Below are 16,108 nucleotides of genomic sequence, written 5' to 3'. Positions count from 1 at the left end.
GTATGCATTACTATTTCTCCTTAAAGGGATAGACAAGATAGTAATACAAGTGTAGTATGTTTAAAGCGATATTCAATAGGTGAAATTTTCTGTGAAATCCATTTACCCCATCTCTACTTCAATTTTGTGCGCTACCAATTGCCGAATCGGTTGGGAATCGGCTGCTATGGAAGTGGAGTATTTATTTATGGGCGATGGTAGCCGAAATCATGGGCAAATCACAGAGGGTAATTATGATTTTAGACATCTCAGCATTAGTGCGCTGATAGGAAAACCAGAACTAGATGAAGAAACGGGGGGGTACAGACAAAGGAATACTGTACCGATATGAGACCAGAAAATTTTCCGGTCAATTCTAACCCCCGCTTCACCGAAAACTTGAAGCGGGGGTTTTTTTATAAGGAGTTAAGCTGTGACGATATCTTCAATGCGCGGCGCGAACGCAATGCAAGTGTTAGAGCAATCTGTGGTGGTGTTTTCTCAAAATTACTTGCCACTGTGTCGGATCAATATCAAGCGGGCGATTGTGCTGTTACTAACAGACAAAGCTCAACCTCTGGGTTTTACCACAGAAGGCGGATGGCGAGTTCATTCACCCAGTTTGGTCATTGATGTGCCAAAACACATTCGCTTAACAGTTACTTCTAATGAGCGGATGTGGAAAGTTCCGCCAGTAAATCGGCGGGAAGTGTTGCGACGAGATCATCACACTTGCCAATACTGCGGTGGTGGCAAACATTTAACGCTAGATCATGTGATGCCGCGATCCAGAGGCGGTTCTCACACTTGGGATAACCTAGTCACAGCTTGTGAGAAATGTAACTCCCGTAAAGGCGATGTCTGGCGACAAGCCGCTTCGCGTCTACGCACCCTGTTTGAGGCTGGTATGCAACTGCGTACCAAACCAAAAGCACCAATCCACCCCGCAATTTCTTTTGCCGAACAGTTTTGGATAGATATGCAAGGAAGCCTGGAATAACAGGAGAGCATAAGGAATGCTGAAATTAACTTATACTGAAAGCAGTTTTGATTTAGAATGTCTCACTCTGTCGCTAGAAGAATGGGTAGCACAGCGAGTGATTTTAGCCCTGCGAGTTGGGCAAAGTTTATGCATTGAACCCAGTACCGCTTCCTTTTTGCTTCCTGTTGATTTGCCAGGAGTAGAAGTGCTTAAGGCTGAGGTAAAAAGGGATGACAGAGAAATCATTGCCCTCTGTGCCTGCGATGCTGAATATATGGAAGTCACCCTGCGGGGTTCTTGGCTATTAGATAGTTCTAAGGATGCTGTAGGTGTGTTTTTCACCACTATGAGCGATCGCGCTGAGTTCTTTTTGCATAAACTTTGGCAGGAAGCTCAAGCTTGTGCTTCTGTCATGAGCGAATAAACGAAATAGTAGGGTGACTCAATTTTGGATTTTAGATTTTAGATTTTAGATTTGTTCTCGCGTTGAAATTCGGGGGTAACTCTTGGAGACACTGCGAGAACAGACCTTTTTGGATTTTGGATTATTTAATCCAAAATCAAAATTTAAAATCTAAAATTCGGGAAGTAAACCGAACCGTATTGTCGCCACTACCGTCATGCATCAAAACAATAGAATCTGGTTTTCCCGCCTTTCAATACAGATGGCGGTATTTTGGCATTAATTTGGCCCTTTGCTGGATGAGCTTGAACTTGTGCAGTATGGATTTTGCTTAAAGGCTTGTTCAACCCAATTGTGGGGCAATACTACAAGCTGTAATTGTAGAAGCGATCGCGACAAAACTAATTATCTGTTGTCGCTTGAGGTAGTTGTTTGTCACGTCAGGCTTTTAAAGATTCACCCACTCATAAGCTGTAGTTTGACTTTTCAGAGGGTTTAGCAAGCTCAAATATTAAGTGCAGAAGCTTTTCTAGACAATTTCAAAAAATTTTTCTGAAACCCCTTGACACCTCTTGTAGTGTTTTGTAGTATAAATGTAGTGAGGCGAAAGACAAAGCTTCTCAAGGGTCAAAGTCATGTTCTACATACAACTAAAGGACAGGCGTTGGAATAAACCAAAGTCCTCAGTCAACAAAGCTGTTCCTACTTGCAAACCATCGGAAGTAGAAGCAATCAACCAAAAAAGTTTTAAGTTTGCACTCAGCAAAACCACAGAATACATCCGTAATACACAACAGGCTTGTTACCTAGAGTTTCGGTTGTTTTCCTAACAGTTTCTAACAGTTAAAAGTAATTTTTCTGAACCTTGAAAACTAAATAAGAAATGGGCAAGTTCACCAAACAAATCTGTGCCTAAAAACCTAAATATTAGGCACAGATATCAAATATGGGAGTATAGCTCAAATGGCTAGAGCGATCGCCTGTCGAGCGATAGGTTACGGGTTCGATTCTCGTTGCTCCCGTGTAGCCTTGTGGACGACTAGATAAGTCGCTGTGCCTCTCAAGCAGGTGCAACTTCGTCGAGGTTCCCAAATGGCTGAGTAGCCAAGTGGTCGAAGGCGTCGGTCTGCAAAACCGATATCGTGAGTTCAAATCTCACCTCAGCCTCTGGTGCTTTCCGCAGCGTAGCTTAATCAGCAAAGCCCCAGGTTCATACCCTGGTATATGCGGGTGCAAATCCCGTCGCTGCCACCAAATGCAGGGATGGTGTAACGGCAACACCTCGTGACTCCAAATCCGATGTTCTAGGTTCAAATCCTAGTCCCTGTGTCAGACAATTTTAGATTAAAAAATTTAATCCAAAATCTAAAATTGAAAATCTAAAATTCGCTCAATTATGCCCTCGTGGACGAATGGTTAAGTCAGTGCTCTTTCAAAGCACAGATGCGAGTTCAATTCTCGTCGAGGGAATGATTATGGGTCGGTGGCCGAGTCTGGCTGAAGGCGACAGTCTGTAAAACTGTTCTTTTTTGCACGCAGGTTCAAATCCTGCTCGACCCATTATGGAGAGGTGGCTGAGTGGCCTAAAGCGTCCTCCTGCTAAGAGGAAGCGGGTGTTTACCCGTCGCAGGTTCAAATCCTGTTCTCTCCGCTTTGAGAGTGTGGTGTAATCGGATAACATCTCAGTCTACGAAACTGAGGACTTGAGGGTTCAAATCCCTCCGCTCTCGTTAGATGATCTCTTTTCCTATCCCCCGGTAGCTCAGTTGGTAGTTAGCGCCTGTTTGAAAAACAGGAGGTCGTCGGTTCGATTCCGACCTGGGGGGCTTCGTTGCCTCATAGCTCAATGGTAGAGCAAGCGGCTGTTAACCGCGCGGTTGTAGGTTCGAGTCCTACTGAGGCAGCCAATCATTGCCGGGTGGACGAATTGGTAAGTCGCATCGCTCTGAACGATGAGGTTGCAGGTTCAAACCCTGCCCTGGCAATAAAGCCCTGTGGTGTAATTGGGAACATAGCGCCCTTTGAAGGCGAAGATTCCAGGTTCGACCCCTGGTGGGGCTGCCAAACTTTGCTCTTGTAGCCCAACTGGAAGAGGCTGCCGTCTCAAAAACGGTATGTTGTGGGTTCAATTCCCACCAAGAGTACCAAAATTTGCTCCTGTAGCCCAATTGGAAGAGGTGGCAGACTTAAAATCTGTTTGGTTGTGGGTTCGACTCCCACCAGGAGTAACTAATACCAATTCGTAATTCGTAATTCGTAATTCGTAATTCAGAAAGTCAGATTTCATCTGGGTTTCTAGGTTTGAATTTGTTGCGGGATTTTAGAGAATTGGTACAAGCTCTCGTGGCAAAACGGAAGACGCACGCTTACCGAGAGTAGCAAAATATCTGGGTGTGGCGCAGTTGGGAGCGCGGGAGTTTTGGGAACTCCAGGTCGCAGGTTCAATCCCTGCCACTCAGACTTTGCCCTTGTAGCCCAACGGAAGAGGCGCTACCCTGCGGGAAGCCGCTTCGCGTCTACGCTTAGAACGAAGAGGTTGCTGGTTCAAATCTAGTCAAGGGTATTGGTGAATATGCGGGGATAGAGCAACGGTGGCTCGTCAGGCTCATAACCTGAACATCGGCAGGTTCGACTCCTGCCCCCGTCACCAAAATTAGTGCTGGTGTAGCTCAATTGGCAGAGCAACTGACTTGTAATCAGTAGGTTGCAGGTTCAATTCCTGTTACCAGCTTGATGCGGGTGTGATGTAACGGCAGCATGAGACGCTTCCAACGTCTTGGTGCGAGTTCAAATCTCGCCGTCCGCTCTGAAGCTTGCGGGTGTGATGTAATCGGTAGCATCTGAGTGCGCCATACTCAGTGCGTGGGTTCAAGTCCCTCCACTCGCTTGCGTAGTCCTGTAGCTCAACGGTAGAGCAGTTGTCCTACAAGCAAAGGGTTGCAGGTTCAATTCCTGCCAGGACTACCAAGTATTGGGAGTGTAGCTCAATGGGATAGAGCTTCGAGCTTCTACCTCGAAAGTTGTGGGTTCAAGTCCTGCCACTCCCGCCTAAACAAGTCAAAAGTCAAAAGTCAAAAAAAAGAATTTAATTATTTCTTTTTCTTTATTACTTTTTATTCTGTTATTTTCACTTGTTTGATGGGGTCATAGCTCAAATGGCTAGAGCGCCTGCCTTGCAAGCAGGAGGTTATGGGTTCAAGTCCCATTGATTCCACTGATGGTGTCTGAAGCCAAAGTGGTCGAGGCGCTGGTTTGTGGAACCAGTCATAGCGGGTTCAAGTCCCGTCAGGCACCCTTGAATGGAAGATGCCGCTGAATGGACGGCAACTGGTCTTGAAAACCAGGGTATGGGCAACTGTAGGGGTACCCTACGGGAAGCAAGCTACAATTCCTCCATCTTCCGCCTATCCACCTGAAGCCGAAAAGTGAGGCGCTGTGCTGATAACACAGAAATAGGAGGGGCAGTACCTCCCTGGTGGATTTATATCTAGTGTTGGTGTTACAACGCTTGCGATGTAAATGTACGATCGCACTTGCTCATTTCTTATTTAAATTAACTAGGGTGGTTGGCATAACGGCTGTGCAGCGAGCTTTTAACTCGCAGAAATAGGTTCGACCCCTATACCACCCACTAAGCAATTCAAAATTCAAAATTCAAAATTCAGAAATGCAATCCTAGCTAGCCTTTTGAAAATTGCTAATATGCAACTTGAATGCACGTTAGGTTATGAATAGGAACTAGCGATCGCTAGTTGAGCATGTTGTAATAATATATCTTTATCCAGAGCATTTACGGGATATTGCGGTGTTACTGCCAGTAGTTTATTGATTCTTTCTTTGGCTGCTTCCACTACTGATTCATCTAAGCTGCCCTTACTGAGGGAATCGACAAAATCTTCAGCAATCTGATAAGTTCTTTCAATAGATGATGAATTAATATTACGCGAGACAATAAACAGGTCGCAGCCTGCATGAAATGACCGCGCTACAGTACCAGCTTGAATAAACATATCTGAGATCGCTTTCATATCTAAGTCGTCAGATACAACTACTCCCTCAAAGCTAAGTTCCTCTCTAAGTATGGTTTTGAGGATAGGCTGGGAAAGCGTTGCTGGCACATCAGCATCTATCTTAGGAAATAAAATATGGGCAGTCATGATTAAAGGAATCTGTACTTCGATTAAAGCTCTGAAAGGTATAAGTTCTCGAAGTCGCAGGTCTTCTAAAGTTAAATTCAGTATTGGTAGCTCAATGTGAGAGTCTTTGCTGGTGTCTCCATGTCCGGGGAAGTGTTTGGCGCATCCCAAAATTCCTGACTCTTGAAGTCCAAGGTAGTAGTCACGCGCACCTTGAGTAGCAGTTTCGGGAGTGTTACCAAAGGCACGAGGCCCAATCACGGGGTTGTGGGGATAAGAAAAAATATCTGCTACAGGTGTCCAACATAAATTTATTCCCAGTGATTTTAGTTCTACTGCTGTGGCTTTTGCTACTTCGCGGGCGTGCGATCGCAGCAATAACGCATGAGGAAACCGTGTAATCGGCAATGGTGTACGAATGACACGACCTCCTTCATGATCCAAAGTCATAAACATCGAATCACGTTCAGTATAGTCTCGTATCTGATTGTTTAAATCTTTGAAGCTTTCTAGCCAAACCTGATATGGAGTGCTATCCAAAAAGTTCTTGGCGAAAAAGATTACTCCAATCGGTTTCAATTCATTGAGGGCACGTTTATCATCATCGCTTAATGTTGTGCCAGAAATGCCTAGAATCAGGTGATATCCAAAGCACCTTAGCTCCTGCGATATTGGCATAATTCTTTACCTATACTTGTGTAGCAAACAACTGGGATATTCAATCTATGAAGACATAAACCCTGATTCTACACCCTTATGGGGAGTGCAAACTTTCAAGAGGCAGGAGGGAAAGAATTTTCTGTTTGCTCTCCTACTTGTTGAACAATGCCCTATGCTCAATACCCTTCAACCTCTCAGTAACTCTTTAAAAAAGACTGACTTATAAAAAGAAACAGTAAATAGACTCTCAGCAAGTATTATTCATTATTTCACAATTTAGAGCCAAATTACATGATATTACTTACGTAAGTATAAATTAGTTTTTCTGCAAAAGGGTTTTTGCGGTACTCCTTTGGAGTTACTTTGTGAACGCATTCTACTACATGAATCTCAGGAGACTTATGTCTATAAGTTTATTCAACAACTTTCTAGAGAGAATTTTTTCCAAATTTTATGATATTTGTTATGAAAATTATAAAGGATTGACTAAAAATCCGAGATGGCTTTTAATGCGTAAAATTGCCCGATTTAAAACTGGGCGAGCTATAATGACATTTCTTTGTCACCCCTCAAATAAACTATATTTATCACTCATTAATGAAAGCAATAGTTGTTTTTCAGATGTGAATGTAGACGACGTTGTAAACACTCTCAAAACTGATGGATTATATTTGGGAATTAATTTACCCCAAGATATTGTTAAAGAAATAGTAGAATTTGCTCATTCAACAGTTTGTTATGGCAATCGAAAAACAAATATGGGTTTCTTTTATCATCAAAAGGAACAAGCTAAACTCAAGTCAGGAAAACATTTTATCATCGGTAGTTATTTTAATACATCTTTGCTTTGCCCTGTTATAAAAAAACTTCAAAATGATCCAAAATTATTGGCAATAGCTGCTAGATATTTAGATGCTCAAGCAGTACATCAAGGGAATATGATGTGGTGGAGTTTTTCAGGAGAAACAACGTATTATGAAAAAAGCCAAGCTGCCCAATTGTTTCATTACGATATAGACGATTATCGGTTTCTAAAGTTTTTCTTTTATTTGACTGATGTAGATGATCAAAGCGGCCCTCATGTCTGTGTTCGTGGTAGTCACAATAAGAAGAAGCTGTCACATCTTTGGCTACGTAAACGAGAGACAGATGAAGAAATCATCGATTATTATGGTTCTGAATCTTTAGTAAAGATTTGTGGCAAAGCTGGTTTTGGATTTGTGGAAGATCCGCTTTGTTTTCATAAAGGAATTACTCCTACTGATAAAGACCGTTTAATATTACAAATAGAATTTGCCCGAACTGACTATGGAATGCAGCACGACTTTCGAGCATCTTCTCTACTGAAATGTATTTAGGTAACTTATGTGGTAATGAGTTTAGTCTTCAGTTTCCACAATTGTCACCATGATGTAACAGCAAAAATACTTAAACAAAATATATTTAGTCTTTATTTTTACACAAATTAAATGTTTGCCGAATAAAAGTATCCTGGAAATCAACTGGTAGCCTTTCACCACTGCTCAAGATATTTTCTCAAAGCAGATACACGGATTCTCAAAGAAATCAACTATAGTAATCCGCTTTGATTTTTGAAATTATTTGCGTAGGCGGGGAGTAGGGAATAGGGAGTAGGGAGTAGGGAATCAGGCTTTTCGAGGTGTACGGTGTTTATTCAAAAATCAAATAGGAATCCTATAGTTTAAGACCACGTTTGAGATTAACTTAGGACTTACGCACGCTCTACGAATTCTTGGCGTTCTTGGCGTCTTGGCGGTTCGATAAATTAAGCTTTTGGGCGATTTTTGCGTAAGTCCTATAACTATTTTTAGTCAAAGGAATTACTTTTATTTCATCTAGATTTACATGTAGTAAATCTAGATGAAATGCTTGCCAAAACCTATTACCAACAATGGCATTGGCAATTTTGTTGGGTAGGTAGGTGTAAATAAAATTCCCTTTGGCAAAAGTTTTTTGGGGGAGCGATCGCACAATAACTGCCAAATGTTACGGATTGCAACGTATAATGAGAATCGACAAAACCATTAAGAAATATTGAAGGGCATTAGGGTTAAATGCGAGTAGCGATCGCGGGTGCTGGTCTAGCAGGACTTTCCTGCGCGAAATATCTCACGGACGCAGGTCACACTCCCATTGTCTTGGAAAGCCGGGACGTACTGGGTGGTCTTGTTGCGGCGTGGAAAGACTCTGACGGCGACTGGTACGAAACCGGGTTACACGCCTTCTTTGGGGCATATCCGAATATGCTCCAATTGCTCAAGGAGTTGGGCATTGAAGACAGACTCCAGTGGAAAGAGCATACGTTAATTTTTAATCAACCGGACAAGCCTGGGACACTATCACGTTTTGATGTTCCAGATATTCCATCTCCTTTCAACGTGATTGCGTCGATTCTTCGCAACAAAGACATGTTGACTTGGGAGCAGAAGATTCGATTTGCAGTCGGCTTACTTCCCGCAGTGGTTCGGGGTCAAAAGTATGTTGAAGACATGGACAAGTATAGCTTCTTAGAGTGGTTGAAAAGGCAAGGTGTTGACGAGCGGGTAACTAGTGACGTTTTTATCGCCGCATGTAAAGCACTCACCTTTATCAATCCTGATGAAGTTTCGGCAACGATTCTGTTAACTGCACTAAATCGCTTTCTGCAAGAACGATATGGCTCCAAGATTGCATTTTTGGATGGTTCTCCCACAGAACGTCTATGCAGCCCGATTGTAGATTACATCACAGAACGCGGTGGAGAAGTGCGGTTGAATGCCCCATTGAAAGAGATTTTGCTCAACGCCGATGGCACGGTAAAAGGATACTTGATTCGAGGTTTAAATGGGGCAGAAGATGAGGTTATCACAGCAGATTCCTATGTATCTGCCATGTCGGTTGACCCTTTAAAGGTCATGTTGCCTAAACCTTGGAAGCTTATGGAGTTTTTCAAGAAGCTAGAAGGCTTGGAAGGAGTACCAGTGATTAACCTGCATCTGTGGTTTGACCGGAAACTTACAGAAATTGATCACTTGCTTTTTTCGCGATCGCCCCTCCTAAGCGTTTATGCTGATATGAGCAATACCTGCCGTGAATACGCCAACCCCAATCGCTCGATGCTGGAATTAGTTCTAGCTCCGGCAAAAGATTGGATTGCCAAATCTGATGAGGAGATTGTGGCTGCAACAATTGCCGAGTTAGAAAAACTTTTCCCCGACCACTTTGGGGGAGACAATCCAGCAACATTGCTGAAATCTCATGTGGTGAAAACGCCGCGTTCAGTTTACAAAGCGACCCCTGGTCGTCAACAGTACCGTCCCGCACAAGTTACGCCCATTGCCAACTTCTATCTCGCCGGAAGTTATACCATGCAACGCTACTTAGGCAGTATGGAAGGTGCCGTACTTTCTGGTAAGCTGACAGCGCAGGCAATTTCTGAGGCTCTCCCGGTAGCAAATTCCTCAAACCTGCAAACGCTCACCCGACCGCCCGCAACGAATGCTGCAACTGCCTGATTCCCCCCCGCGCATGAAAACGCTGGTCTCTGTAGACGAGTCATACAAACTTTGTCGGCATCTCACAGCAAAGTATGCCAAGACTTTTTACCTGGGTACTCTGCTCATGAGTCCGGTAAAACGTCAATCTATTTGGTCAATTTACGCTTGGTGTCGCCGTACAGATGAATTGGTGGATGGGCCCGCATCTGCTATTACCACGCCAGAAACCCTAGACCTATGGGAACAGCAGCTGGAATCGATTTTTGCGGGACAGCCATTAGAAAATTACGATGTCGCTTTAGTTGATACCCTCCAGCGCTTTCCGATGGACATTCAGCCCTTTCGGGATATGATTGCCGGTCAGCGCATGGACTTATATCGCAGTCGTTATGAAACCTTTGAGGATTTATACCTCTACTGTTACCGCGTTGCTGGCACTGTTGGCTTAATGTCAACAGCAGTTATGGGTGTAGATAGCACCATATACACCGCTCCGTGGCACCAGAACAAACAACCTTATATTCCCACAGAAGAAGCGATCGCTCTGGGAATTGCCAATCAACTCACCAACATCTTGCGGGATGTGGGAGAAGATGCCAAACGGGGACGGATCTACATTCCCCTTGAGGACTTGGCAAAATTCAACTACACCGAACAAGACTTCTTTAAAGGTGTGGTAGACGATCGTTGGCGGGCGCTGATGCGCTTTCAAATTGATCGGGCCCGCCAATTCTATAGCACATCCGATTGGGGAATTACTTATTTAGCATCCGATGCCCGTTGGCCCGTGTGGGCAGCATCAATGTTATACGGTCAAATTTTGGAGGTGATTGAACGCAACGATTATGATGTGTTCAGTCAACGAGCTTACGTTCCCCAATGGAAAAAGTTACGCACTTTGCCCCTGGCTTGGATGCGATCGCAAGTCCTTTAAAAAATTAGTCCTTGGTCATTAGTCCTTAGTCCTTAGTGTTTTGTGAATAACCAACAACCAATGACCAATGACTAATGACTAATGACTATTGACTCCCCCAAACAAATCTGATAACATTAATATTCGTGAGTCATGGAGAGGTGGCTGAGTGGTCGAAAGCGGCAGATTGCTAATCTGTTGTACGGCAGGCAACTCCGTACCGAGGGTTCGAATCCCTCCCTCTCCGTTTTCCAGCCTTTGATACACAGAGTATATTCTGTGTAGAAAAATAATACTAATCTAGTGGTAAATATTTCTACTCCCAAAGATGGATGATATGATTTATCTTTTGGAGTCTTGATAAGATCCAGCTAACTTAGAAATCTAGTTTGAATCTTACTTTTAGGCTCCTAAATATCTGAGGAGTCAAAGTTACTTATGAGAAAAATTAGCGCTGCCTTAACTTTCAGTATAGCTACCCTAGCAATTGGGTTCCTAGTTGGGGCTTGTGGTGATAATAGTACCCCCAATGGCACAGCTAACAACGGCAGTACCGCTACCCCAGCAGCAAACTCAACTACTACAAGTACTACTCAAGGGCTAAAAATTGGTTCCTTGCTACCGACAACAGGCGACTTGGCTTCTGTTGGACAGCAGATGCTAGGTTCTGTTCCTTTACTCGTCGATACCGTCAATGCCTGCGGTGGGGTGAATGGCGAACCCGTTACCTTGGTGCAAGTAGACGACCAAACCGACCCCAGAGCGGGTGCAGCCGGTATGACCAAACTAGCAACTTTAGATAAAGTGGCAGGTGTAGTTGGCTCCTTTGCCAGCAGCGTTTCTAGTGCAGCAGTCTCCATTGCCACACCGAATAAAGTCATGCTGGTTTCCCCTGGTAGTACCAGTCCTGTCTTTACTGAAAAGGCTCAAAAAGGCGATTATAAAGGCTTTTGGGCGCGTACTGCTCCCCCCGATACCTACCAAGCACTAGCTTTAGCCCAACTTGCTAGAAAAAAAGGTTTCAAGCGAGTTTCTACAGTTGTGATTAATAACGACTATGGCGTTGGCTTTGAAAAAGCATTTGTGCAAACTTTTGAAAAATTGGGTGGAACCATCGTTAATAAAGATAAACCTGTCCGCTACGACCCGAAAGCCCAGACATTTGATACAGAAGCGGCTGCTGCTTTTGCTGGTAAACCAGATGCAGTCCTAGCTGTACTGTATGCGGAAACTGGCAGTCTGTTCCTGAAAGCCGCCTATCAGCAAGGTGTGACGAAGGGAGTGCAAATTCTACTTACAGATGGGGTAAAATCACCTACTTTTCCAGAACAAGTTGGCAAAGATGGTGATAAATTTATTTTAACCGGAGCGATCGGTACAGTACCCGGTTCCGATGGTAAAGCGCTAGAAGCTTTCAACAAGCTGTGGAAGGATAAAAAGGGTGGTGCACCAGGAGAATACGCTCCTCAAGCTTGGGATGCGGCTGCTTTACTGATGTTAGCTGCACAAGCTGCTAAACAAAATACAGGTGTTGGTATAGCCAGCAAAATCCGTGAAGTAGCTGATGGGCCTGGTACGGAAGTTACCGATGTCTGCGAGGGACTAAAGTTACTTAAAGATGGTAAAAAGATTAATTACCAAGGAGCCAGTGGCAACGTAGATGTTGATGCTAACGGCGATGTCGTAGGTGTTTACGATGTTTGGACAGTAGGAGACGATGGCAAAATCAAGGTAATTGACAAAGTTACCCCTAAATAAAAAGTTAGGAGTTATGAGTTAGGAGTAGAGACGCGATTAATCGCGTCTGTACAGGAGTTAGGAGTGAAGAGTTAAAAGTTAGGAGTTATATCATGTCCGCCAAATTACCCATAATAAAAGAACCCCACCCCCAACCCCTAAGAGCCTGCTCTTAGGGGAGCTAAAGCGTAGCTTTGGCTCTTTGGGTTCCGGGTATTATGCTTAATTGCCCGGACATCATATTATGAGTGAAATATTACTAACTCATAACTCCTAACTCTTAAAAGCCAGTAAAGTTGTAACCAACTCCTAACAACAAGCCTATATCAGTTTCATCGAAAAATCCGGCATTTACAGCAGCCGTTGCAGTAAATTGAGGAGTTAGAGGCACATCAATGCCACCAGATACCAAAAAGGCAAATTGCGAATCATCACCAGTTTTGTAAGCTGCACCCACTCCAACGTAAGGTGCGATCGCTAACGGTTCGCTAAAAGCATCTGCTGGCTGAAAGGTAAAATCGTAGGTGACAGGAAGTAAAATTGTGGTGTTGTCCCCAAATACAGCTGAGGGTCGCACTGATATAGCATTTGTCAGTCCAATTTTGCTGACTACTGCAAAGTTACCGTCGCCCAAAGACGTGTCCCCACCACTCAAACCAATGTTAGCAGCGACGCCAATATAGCTGCTGCCGCCACGGGTAGTTGTACCTAAATTAATATCCGATTGCGCTATGGTAACAGATGGTTGAACAGTAGTTTGAGAAGTCGGTTGTACAAACTTAGAGGTAAGTGTCGTAGATGAGGTTGCCACTGTACCTGGAACGGGTGTAGGCGTTACACTGGCGTTTTCCTGTATCGCAGCGTTTGGGGGCTGCTGTACCTTAGCTAAATTTGTTGCTGTAAATGTTTCAGTTGTTTCTGTAGAGAGATTTTGACTTACAGTGTCTAGTTCTGTACTAAACTCGTTGGGAGACGCTACGGTTGCGGAAGGGTCGGTTAATGCTTGACTGCTCACCTTGTCTACTGTTTGGGCACTTGCAGATAAGCCGCTACTCAGGACTGTAAGAGCAGCTATACTTGGTAACCAAAAAACACCTTTACGAAAAAAAATAGTCTTCACGTTCACTCCTAAAACAATATTGCCACGAAAAATAAAGGGTTTTGTTGATTAAAGTCAACAAATTCGGGCAATACTCAAAATTTAACATCAAAAAATTAGTTTTTCCATTCGGACTTTACTGGATTTATCTAGTTAATATTTACCATCAAAAAAATTAAATACCATATCCTAAATATCTGGAATTTGGTAGATGACAAAAATTATTTTTGCTTTAGGCAAAGAGTCTATTTGTTAAGGAGGTCATTAGGATTGCGAAAACTTTTAACAAAAAACTTAGCCTATATCAACACCTAGCTCTCTTAGTTTTTGTGCTAACTGTTAAGCACATTGGCTTCAATCTGGTAGGGTGCGTTATTGGGATGGTGCGTTAGGCTACGGCATAACACAACGCCACTTACTAGCCTGCGGGTTCTTCAAAGGAGTACAACGCCAGAAATTCGCGCGACGCAGTGCATAGGTGTCAACTTAACGTAAAAGTCATATCCCGCAAGGAACTGAAGTTCCTTGCTAATAGCAAAAGTCATCTGAAGATGACTAAATATAGCGAAAAATCTTTAGTCTACTTCAGTAGACTTTAGCTAAAAGCCAAAGAACTTTAGTTCCAGGCGGGTGACAAAGCTAACAGTTAAATTATTTCGTAGTACAAGAGAAGGGGAGAATTCCAGGTAACGACGACTACAAAAGAAGGGCTTCCCGTAGCCTATGGTTGGTGTATTTCCGTCATGCTGTACTAGAAATTGCGCTTTGTAACGAAAAACAATGATTGTAAAGTTATATTACGAAGCTTGCAAAAATATTTAGAAATTGTCTAGAAGGCAAACATAGTTCTAACGTAGAACCTATTAGGAGAGACTTGAGGCAAATGTGATGAGCGGAAATAATACTCAAAAATATCGGTTTGTCTGTACCCTGACTTTCGGTGATATCTACGGTCAAATAATTGTTTGGTTGATTACAATTACCCTAAGTTTGGCATCAGCCTTGGCGCTTATGGGTGCCAAGCGCCCCGTGTACGCTTTAGCAACAGCTGGCCTTGTCGTTCTGCTATCGCTACCTTTCTTGTTGTTTGCGTTTGTCACTACCTTGTTAAATCATATTGAAGTCACTCCTGTAGGGCCTGGAACCAAAATGGAACCCATACCAGGTAATGTGTCTCAGCAACAACCTGCACAGGCGGCTAGCTGAAGAGTTAGGAGTTAGGAGTAGAGACGCGATTAATCGCGTCTGTACAGGAGTTAGGAGTGAAGACCTAACTATTCATTTTTAATTTTTCCCTTCTAATTTCAAAATTTATAATAATATCCCTGTTTATAAACAGGGATTTTTTTGTAGAGATGCCACTGTTGCAACACACTGTCTGATTAATCACCTCTCTACAATAGAACAGCAGTGGTTTGCAATTAGGGGCTAATTATGCTGGAACACGATGTGATTATTGTCGGGGGTGGATTGGCGGGATGTCGGGCTGCTGTAGAAATTGCCCGCACTGACCCTAATTTAAATATTGCTGTGGTTGCCAAAACCCACCCAATTCGATCGCACTCGGTGGCGGCTCAAGGTGGTATGGCTGCATCGCTGAAAAATGTTGATTCAGAAGATAGTTGGGAAGCACATGCTTTTGATACTGTCAAGGGTTCTGATTACTTGGCAGACCAAGATGCTGTGGCAATTCTCGCCCAAGAAGCGCCAGATGTGGTAATTGACTTGGAACATCTCGGCGTTTTGTTCTCTCGCTTACCCGATGGGCGTATTGCCCAACGGGCTTTTGGCGGACATTCCCACAACCGCACTTGCTACGCAGCTGATAAGACCGGTCACGCGATTTTGCACGAATTGGTGAACAACCTGCGGCGTTATGGGGTGCAAGTTTATGAAGAATGGTATGTAATGCGTCTCATTTTGTCAGAAAATGAGGCGAAGGGTGTGGTAATGTTCCATCTTTTGGATGGACATATCGAGGTGGTGCGAGCCAAGGCGGTGATGTTTGCCACAGGGGGCTATGGTCGCGTTTATAACACTACCTCTAATGATTACGCTTCTTCGGGTGATGGTTTGGCTATGACTGCGATCGCAGGTTTACCCCTAGAAGATATGGAATTTGTCCAATTTCATCCCACTGGCTTATATCCGGTAGGCGTGTTGATTTCGGAAGCAGTACGGGGTGAAGGGGCGTATCTAATTAATAGTGAAGGCGATCGCTTTATGGCGAACTATGCACCCAGTCGCATGGAACTGGCTCCTCGTGATATTACCTCACGAGCGATCGCTTACGAGATTCGCGCCGGTCGTGGTATTCATCTTAATGGTAGTGCTGGTGGCCCCTTTGTCTATCTGGATTTACGCCATCTGGGCAAAGAAAAAATTATGAGTCGCGTCCCCTTCTGTTGGGAAGAAGCACACCGTTTGGTAGGCGTTGATGCGGTAACTCAACCTATGCCAGTCCGTCCGACAATTCACTATTGTATGGGTGGTATCCCAGTTAATACTGATGGGCAAGTCCGCAGTAGTGGCGATGGTTTAGTTGATGCTTTCTTTGCTGCTGGCGAAACATCTTGTGTTTCCGTACATGGTGCTAATCGCTTGGGCAGTAATTCTCTGCTGGAATGTGTCGTTTATGGCAAGAGAACTGGGGCTGCGATCGCGCAATTTGTGCAAAAACGTAAGTTGCCATCTGTGGATGA

General features: G+C 43.8%; 13 protein-coding genes and 25 tRNA genes. 35 read left to right on the top strand and 3 right to left on the bottom strand.

The window, feature by feature from the left end:
- Positions 1-79 precede the first annotated feature (79 nt).
- From LC574_RS03440 to LC574_RS03305, 28 genes are all read left to right on the top strand, one after another.
- Positions 80-331 carry a hypothetical protein gene (locus LC574_RS03440; protein WP_229451501.1) on the top strand — a complete coding sequence of 84 codons (252 nt, stop codon included), beginning with the start codon at positions 80-82 and terminating at the stop codon, positions 329-331.
- 114 nt (positions 332-445) lie between these two features.
- Positions 446-979, top strand: coding sequence for an HNH endonuclease (locus LC574_RS03435; protein ID WP_229451502.1), 534 nt, complete (start codon positions 446-448; stop codon positions 977-979).
- Positions 980-995: 16 nt separating this feature from the next.
- A complete protein-coding gene (locus tag LC574_RS03430; protein WP_229451500.1) occupies positions 996-1,385 on the top strand; it encodes an alr0857 family protein in 390 nt (129 codons plus the stop codon).
- Positions 1,386-1,999: 614 nt separating this feature from the next.
- Positions 2,000-2,194: a hypothetical protein gene (locus tag LC574_RS03425; RefSeq protein WP_229451499.1), complete on the top strand. Its 195-nt coding sequence runs from the start codon at positions 2,000-2,002 to the stop codon at positions 2,192-2,194.
- A gap of 118 nt (positions 2,195-2,312) precedes the next feature.
- Positions 2,313-2,386: transfer RNA gene (locus LC574_RS03420), tRNA-Asp, on the top strand.
- Between the two features lie 72 nt (positions 2,387-2,458).
- Positions 2,459-2,531: transfer RNA gene (locus tag LC574_RS03415), tRNA-Cys, on the top strand.
- Between the two features lie 11 nt (positions 2,532-2,542).
- Positions 2,543-2,618 (top strand) — tRNA-Met (locus tag LC574_RS03410).
- A 3-nt stretch (positions 2,619-2,621) separates the two neighbouring features.
- Positions 2,622-2,693 (top strand) — tRNA-Trp (locus LC574_RS03405).
- A 70-nt stretch (positions 2,694-2,763) separates the two neighbouring features.
- Positions 2,764-2,834 (top strand) — tRNA-Glu (locus tag LC574_RS03400).
- Positions 2,835-2,841: 7 nt separating this feature from the next.
- Positions 2,842-2,924: transfer RNA gene (locus LC574_RS03395), tRNA-Tyr, on the top strand.
- A 4-nt stretch (positions 2,925-2,928) separates the two neighbouring features.
- Positions 2,929-3,015: transfer RNA gene (locus tag LC574_RS03390), tRNA-Ser, on the top strand.
- A gap of 4 nt (positions 3,016-3,019) precedes the next feature.
- Positions 3,020-3,094: transfer RNA gene (locus LC574_RS03385), tRNA-Arg, on the top strand.
- Between the two features lie 21 nt (positions 3,095-3,115).
- Positions 3,116-3,190 (top strand) — tRNA-Phe (locus LC574_RS03380).
- 6 nt (positions 3,191-3,196) lie between these two features.
- Positions 3,197-3,271, top strand: a tRNA-Asn gene (locus LC574_RS03375).
- 5 nt (positions 3,272-3,276) lie between these two features.
- Positions 3,277-3,349, top strand: a tRNA-Gln gene (locus LC574_RS03370).
- Between the two features lie 3 nt (positions 3,350-3,352).
- A tRNA-Gln gene (locus tag LC574_RS03365) sits at positions 3,353-3,428 on the top strand.
- Positions 3,429-3,434: 6 nt separating this feature from the next.
- Positions 3,435-3,511 (top strand) — tRNA-Leu (locus tag LC574_RS03360).
- 6 nt (positions 3,512-3,517) lie between these two features.
- Positions 3,518-3,592, top strand: a tRNA-Leu gene (locus LC574_RS03355).
- Positions 3,593-3,751: 159 nt separating this feature from the next.
- Positions 3,752-3,824, top strand: a tRNA-Pro gene (locus tag LC574_RS03350).
- Between the two features lie 113 nt (positions 3,825-3,937).
- Positions 3,938-4,014 (top strand) — tRNA-Met (locus tag LC574_RS03345).
- Between the two features lie 8 nt (positions 4,015-4,022).
- Positions 4,023-4,095, top strand: a tRNA-Thr gene (locus LC574_RS03340).
- A 4-nt stretch (positions 4,096-4,099) separates the two neighbouring features.
- Positions 4,100-4,170 (top strand) — tRNA-Gly (locus LC574_RS03335).
- Positions 4,171-4,179: 9 nt separating this feature from the next.
- A tRNA-Gly gene (locus LC574_RS03330) sits at positions 4,180-4,251 on the top strand.
- Positions 4,252-4,256: 5 nt separating this feature from the next.
- Positions 4,257-4,331: transfer RNA gene (locus tag LC574_RS03325), tRNA-Val, on the top strand.
- Positions 4,332-4,337: 6 nt separating this feature from the next.
- A tRNA-Arg gene (locus tag LC574_RS03320) sits at positions 4,338-4,411 on the top strand.
- Between the two features lie 93 nt (positions 4,412-4,504).
- A tRNA-Ala gene (locus tag LC574_RS03315) sits at positions 4,505-4,578 on the top strand.
- Positions 4,579-4,584: 6 nt separating this feature from the next.
- Positions 4,585-4,658 (top strand) — tRNA-His (locus tag LC574_RS03310).
- A 266-nt stretch (positions 4,659-4,924) separates the two neighbouring features.
- A tRNA-Lys gene (locus LC574_RS03305) sits at positions 4,925-4,995 on the top strand.
- Between the two features lie 94 nt (positions 4,996-5,089).
- Here LC574_RS03305 and LC574_RS03300 read toward each other — a convergent pair.
- Entirely contained in the window at positions 5,090-6,178 is a 1,089-nt protein-coding gene (locus LC574_RS03300) for a glycoside hydrolase family 3 protein (RefSeq protein ID WP_229451498.1), read from the bottom strand.
- Between the two features lie 383 nt (positions 6,179-6,561).
- On the opposite strand from LC574_RS03300, the gene LC574_RS03295 reads away from it, so the two are divergent.
- Complete coding sequence (locus LC574_RS03295) at positions 6,562-7,518, top strand: phytanoyl-CoA dioxygenase family protein (RefSeq protein WP_229451497.1); 957 nt, start codon at positions 6,562-6,564, stop codon at positions 7,516-7,518.
- Positions 7,519-7,903: 385 nt separating this feature from the next.
- Here LC574_RS03295 and LC574_RS03290 read toward each other — a convergent pair whose 3' ends face one another.
- Positions 7,904-8,164: a hypothetical protein gene (locus LC574_RS03290; protein ID WP_229451496.1), complete on the bottom strand. Its 261-nt coding sequence runs from the start codon at positions 8,162-8,164 to the stop codon at positions 7,904-7,906.
- Positions 8,165-8,235: 71 nt separating this feature from the next.
- Here LC574_RS03290 and pds point away from each other — a divergent pair, with 71 nt between their 5' ends.
- The 4 genes from pds to LC574_RS03270 all read left to right on the top strand — a co-directional run bounded on the left by pds (position 8,236) and on the right by LC574_RS03270 (position 12,328).
- Positions 8,236-9,675 carry a 15-cis-phytoene desaturase gene (gene pds, locus LC574_RS03285; protein WP_229451495.1) on the top strand — a complete coding sequence of 480 codons (1,440 nt, stop codon included), beginning with the start codon at positions 8,236-8,238 and terminating at the stop codon, positions 9,673-9,675.
- Positions 9,659-10,591, top strand: a complete 933-nt coding sequence (gene crtB / locus LC574_RS03280) for a 15-cis-phytoene synthase CrtB (protein ID WP_229451494.1) — start codon at positions 9,659-9,661, stop codon at positions 10,589-10,591. The genes pds and crtB overlap by 17 nt, the downstream gene beginning before the upstream one ends.
- A 134-nt stretch (positions 10,592-10,725) precedes the next feature.
- Positions 10,726-10,817, top strand: a tRNA-Ser gene (locus LC574_RS03275).
- A gap of 191 nt (positions 10,818-11,008) precedes the next feature.
- Positions 11,009-12,328, top strand: a complete 1,320-nt coding sequence (locus tag LC574_RS03270; protein WP_229451493.1) for an ABC transporter substrate-binding protein — start codon at positions 11,009-11,011, stop codon at positions 12,326-12,328.
- 259 nt (positions 12,329-12,587) lie between these two features.
- On the opposite strand, the gene LC574_RS03265 is transcribed toward LC574_RS03270, so the two are convergent.
- On the bottom strand, positions 12,588-13,427 hold the full coding sequence (locus LC574_RS03265; protein WP_229451492.1) for a hypothetical protein: 840 nt from the start codon (positions 13,425-13,427) through the stop codon (positions 12,588-12,590).
- A gap of 867 nt (positions 13,428-14,294) precedes the next feature.
- Here LC574_RS03265 and LC574_RS03260 point away from each other — a divergent pair.
- Both LC574_RS03260 and LC574_RS03255 read left to right on the top strand, forming a co-directional pair.
- Positions 14,295-14,612 carry a hypothetical protein gene (locus LC574_RS03260; RefSeq protein ID WP_229451491.1) on the top strand — a complete coding sequence of 106 codons (318 nt, stop codon included), beginning with the start codon at positions 14,295-14,297 and terminating at the stop codon, positions 14,610-14,612.
- Between the two features lie 228 nt (positions 14,613-14,840).
- On the top strand, positions 14,841-16,108 hold a 1,268-nt coding region (locus tag LC574_RS03255), incomplete at its 3' end, for a succinate dehydrogenase/fumarate reductase flavoprotein subunit (protein WP_229451490.1).

It is taken from the genome of Nostoc sp. CHAB 5715, from assembly GCF_020829685.1.
GTDB lineage: Bacteria > Cyanobacteriota > Cyanobacteriia > Cyanobacteriales > Nostocaceae > Nostoc.
Note: the sequence above shows the minus strand (reverse complement) of the source record. Positions and strands in the feature narration are given on the sequence as shown.

Coding starts and splice junctions, on each gene's coding strand:
- pds (WP_229451495.1), top strand. CDS start 8,236: ATGCGAGTAGCGATCGCGGGTGCTGGTCTAGCAGGACTTTCCTGCGCG.
- crtB (WP_229451494.1), top strand. CDS start 9,659: ATGCTGCAACTGCCTGATTCCCCCCCGCGCATGAAAACGCTGGTCTCT.
- LC574_RS03260 (WP_229451491.1), top strand. CDS start 14,295: ATGAGCGGAAATAATACTCAAAAATATCGGTTTGTCTGTACCCTGACT.
- LC574_RS03300 (WP_229451498.1), bottom strand. CDS start 6,178: ATGCCAATATCGCAGGAGCTAAGGTGCTTTGGATATCACCTGATTCTA.
- LC574_RS03430 (WP_229451500.1), top strand. CDS start 996: ATGCTGAAATTAACTTATACTGAAAGCAGTTTTGATTTAGAATGTCTC.
- LC574_RS03435 (WP_229451502.1), top strand. CDS start 446: ATGCAAGTGTTAGAGCAATCTGTGGTGGTGTTTTCTCAAAATTACTTG.
- LC574_RS03295 (WP_229451497.1), top strand. CDS start 6,562: ATGTCTATAAGTTTATTCAACAACTTTCTAGAGAGAATTTTTTCCAAA.
- LC574_RS03270 (WP_229451493.1), top strand. CDS start 11,009: ATGAGAAAAATTAGCGCTGCCTTAACTTTCAGTATAGCTACCCTAGCA.
- LC574_RS03425 (WP_229451499.1), top strand. CDS start 2,000: ATGTTCTACATACAACTAAAGGACAGGCGTTGGAATAAACCAAAGTCC.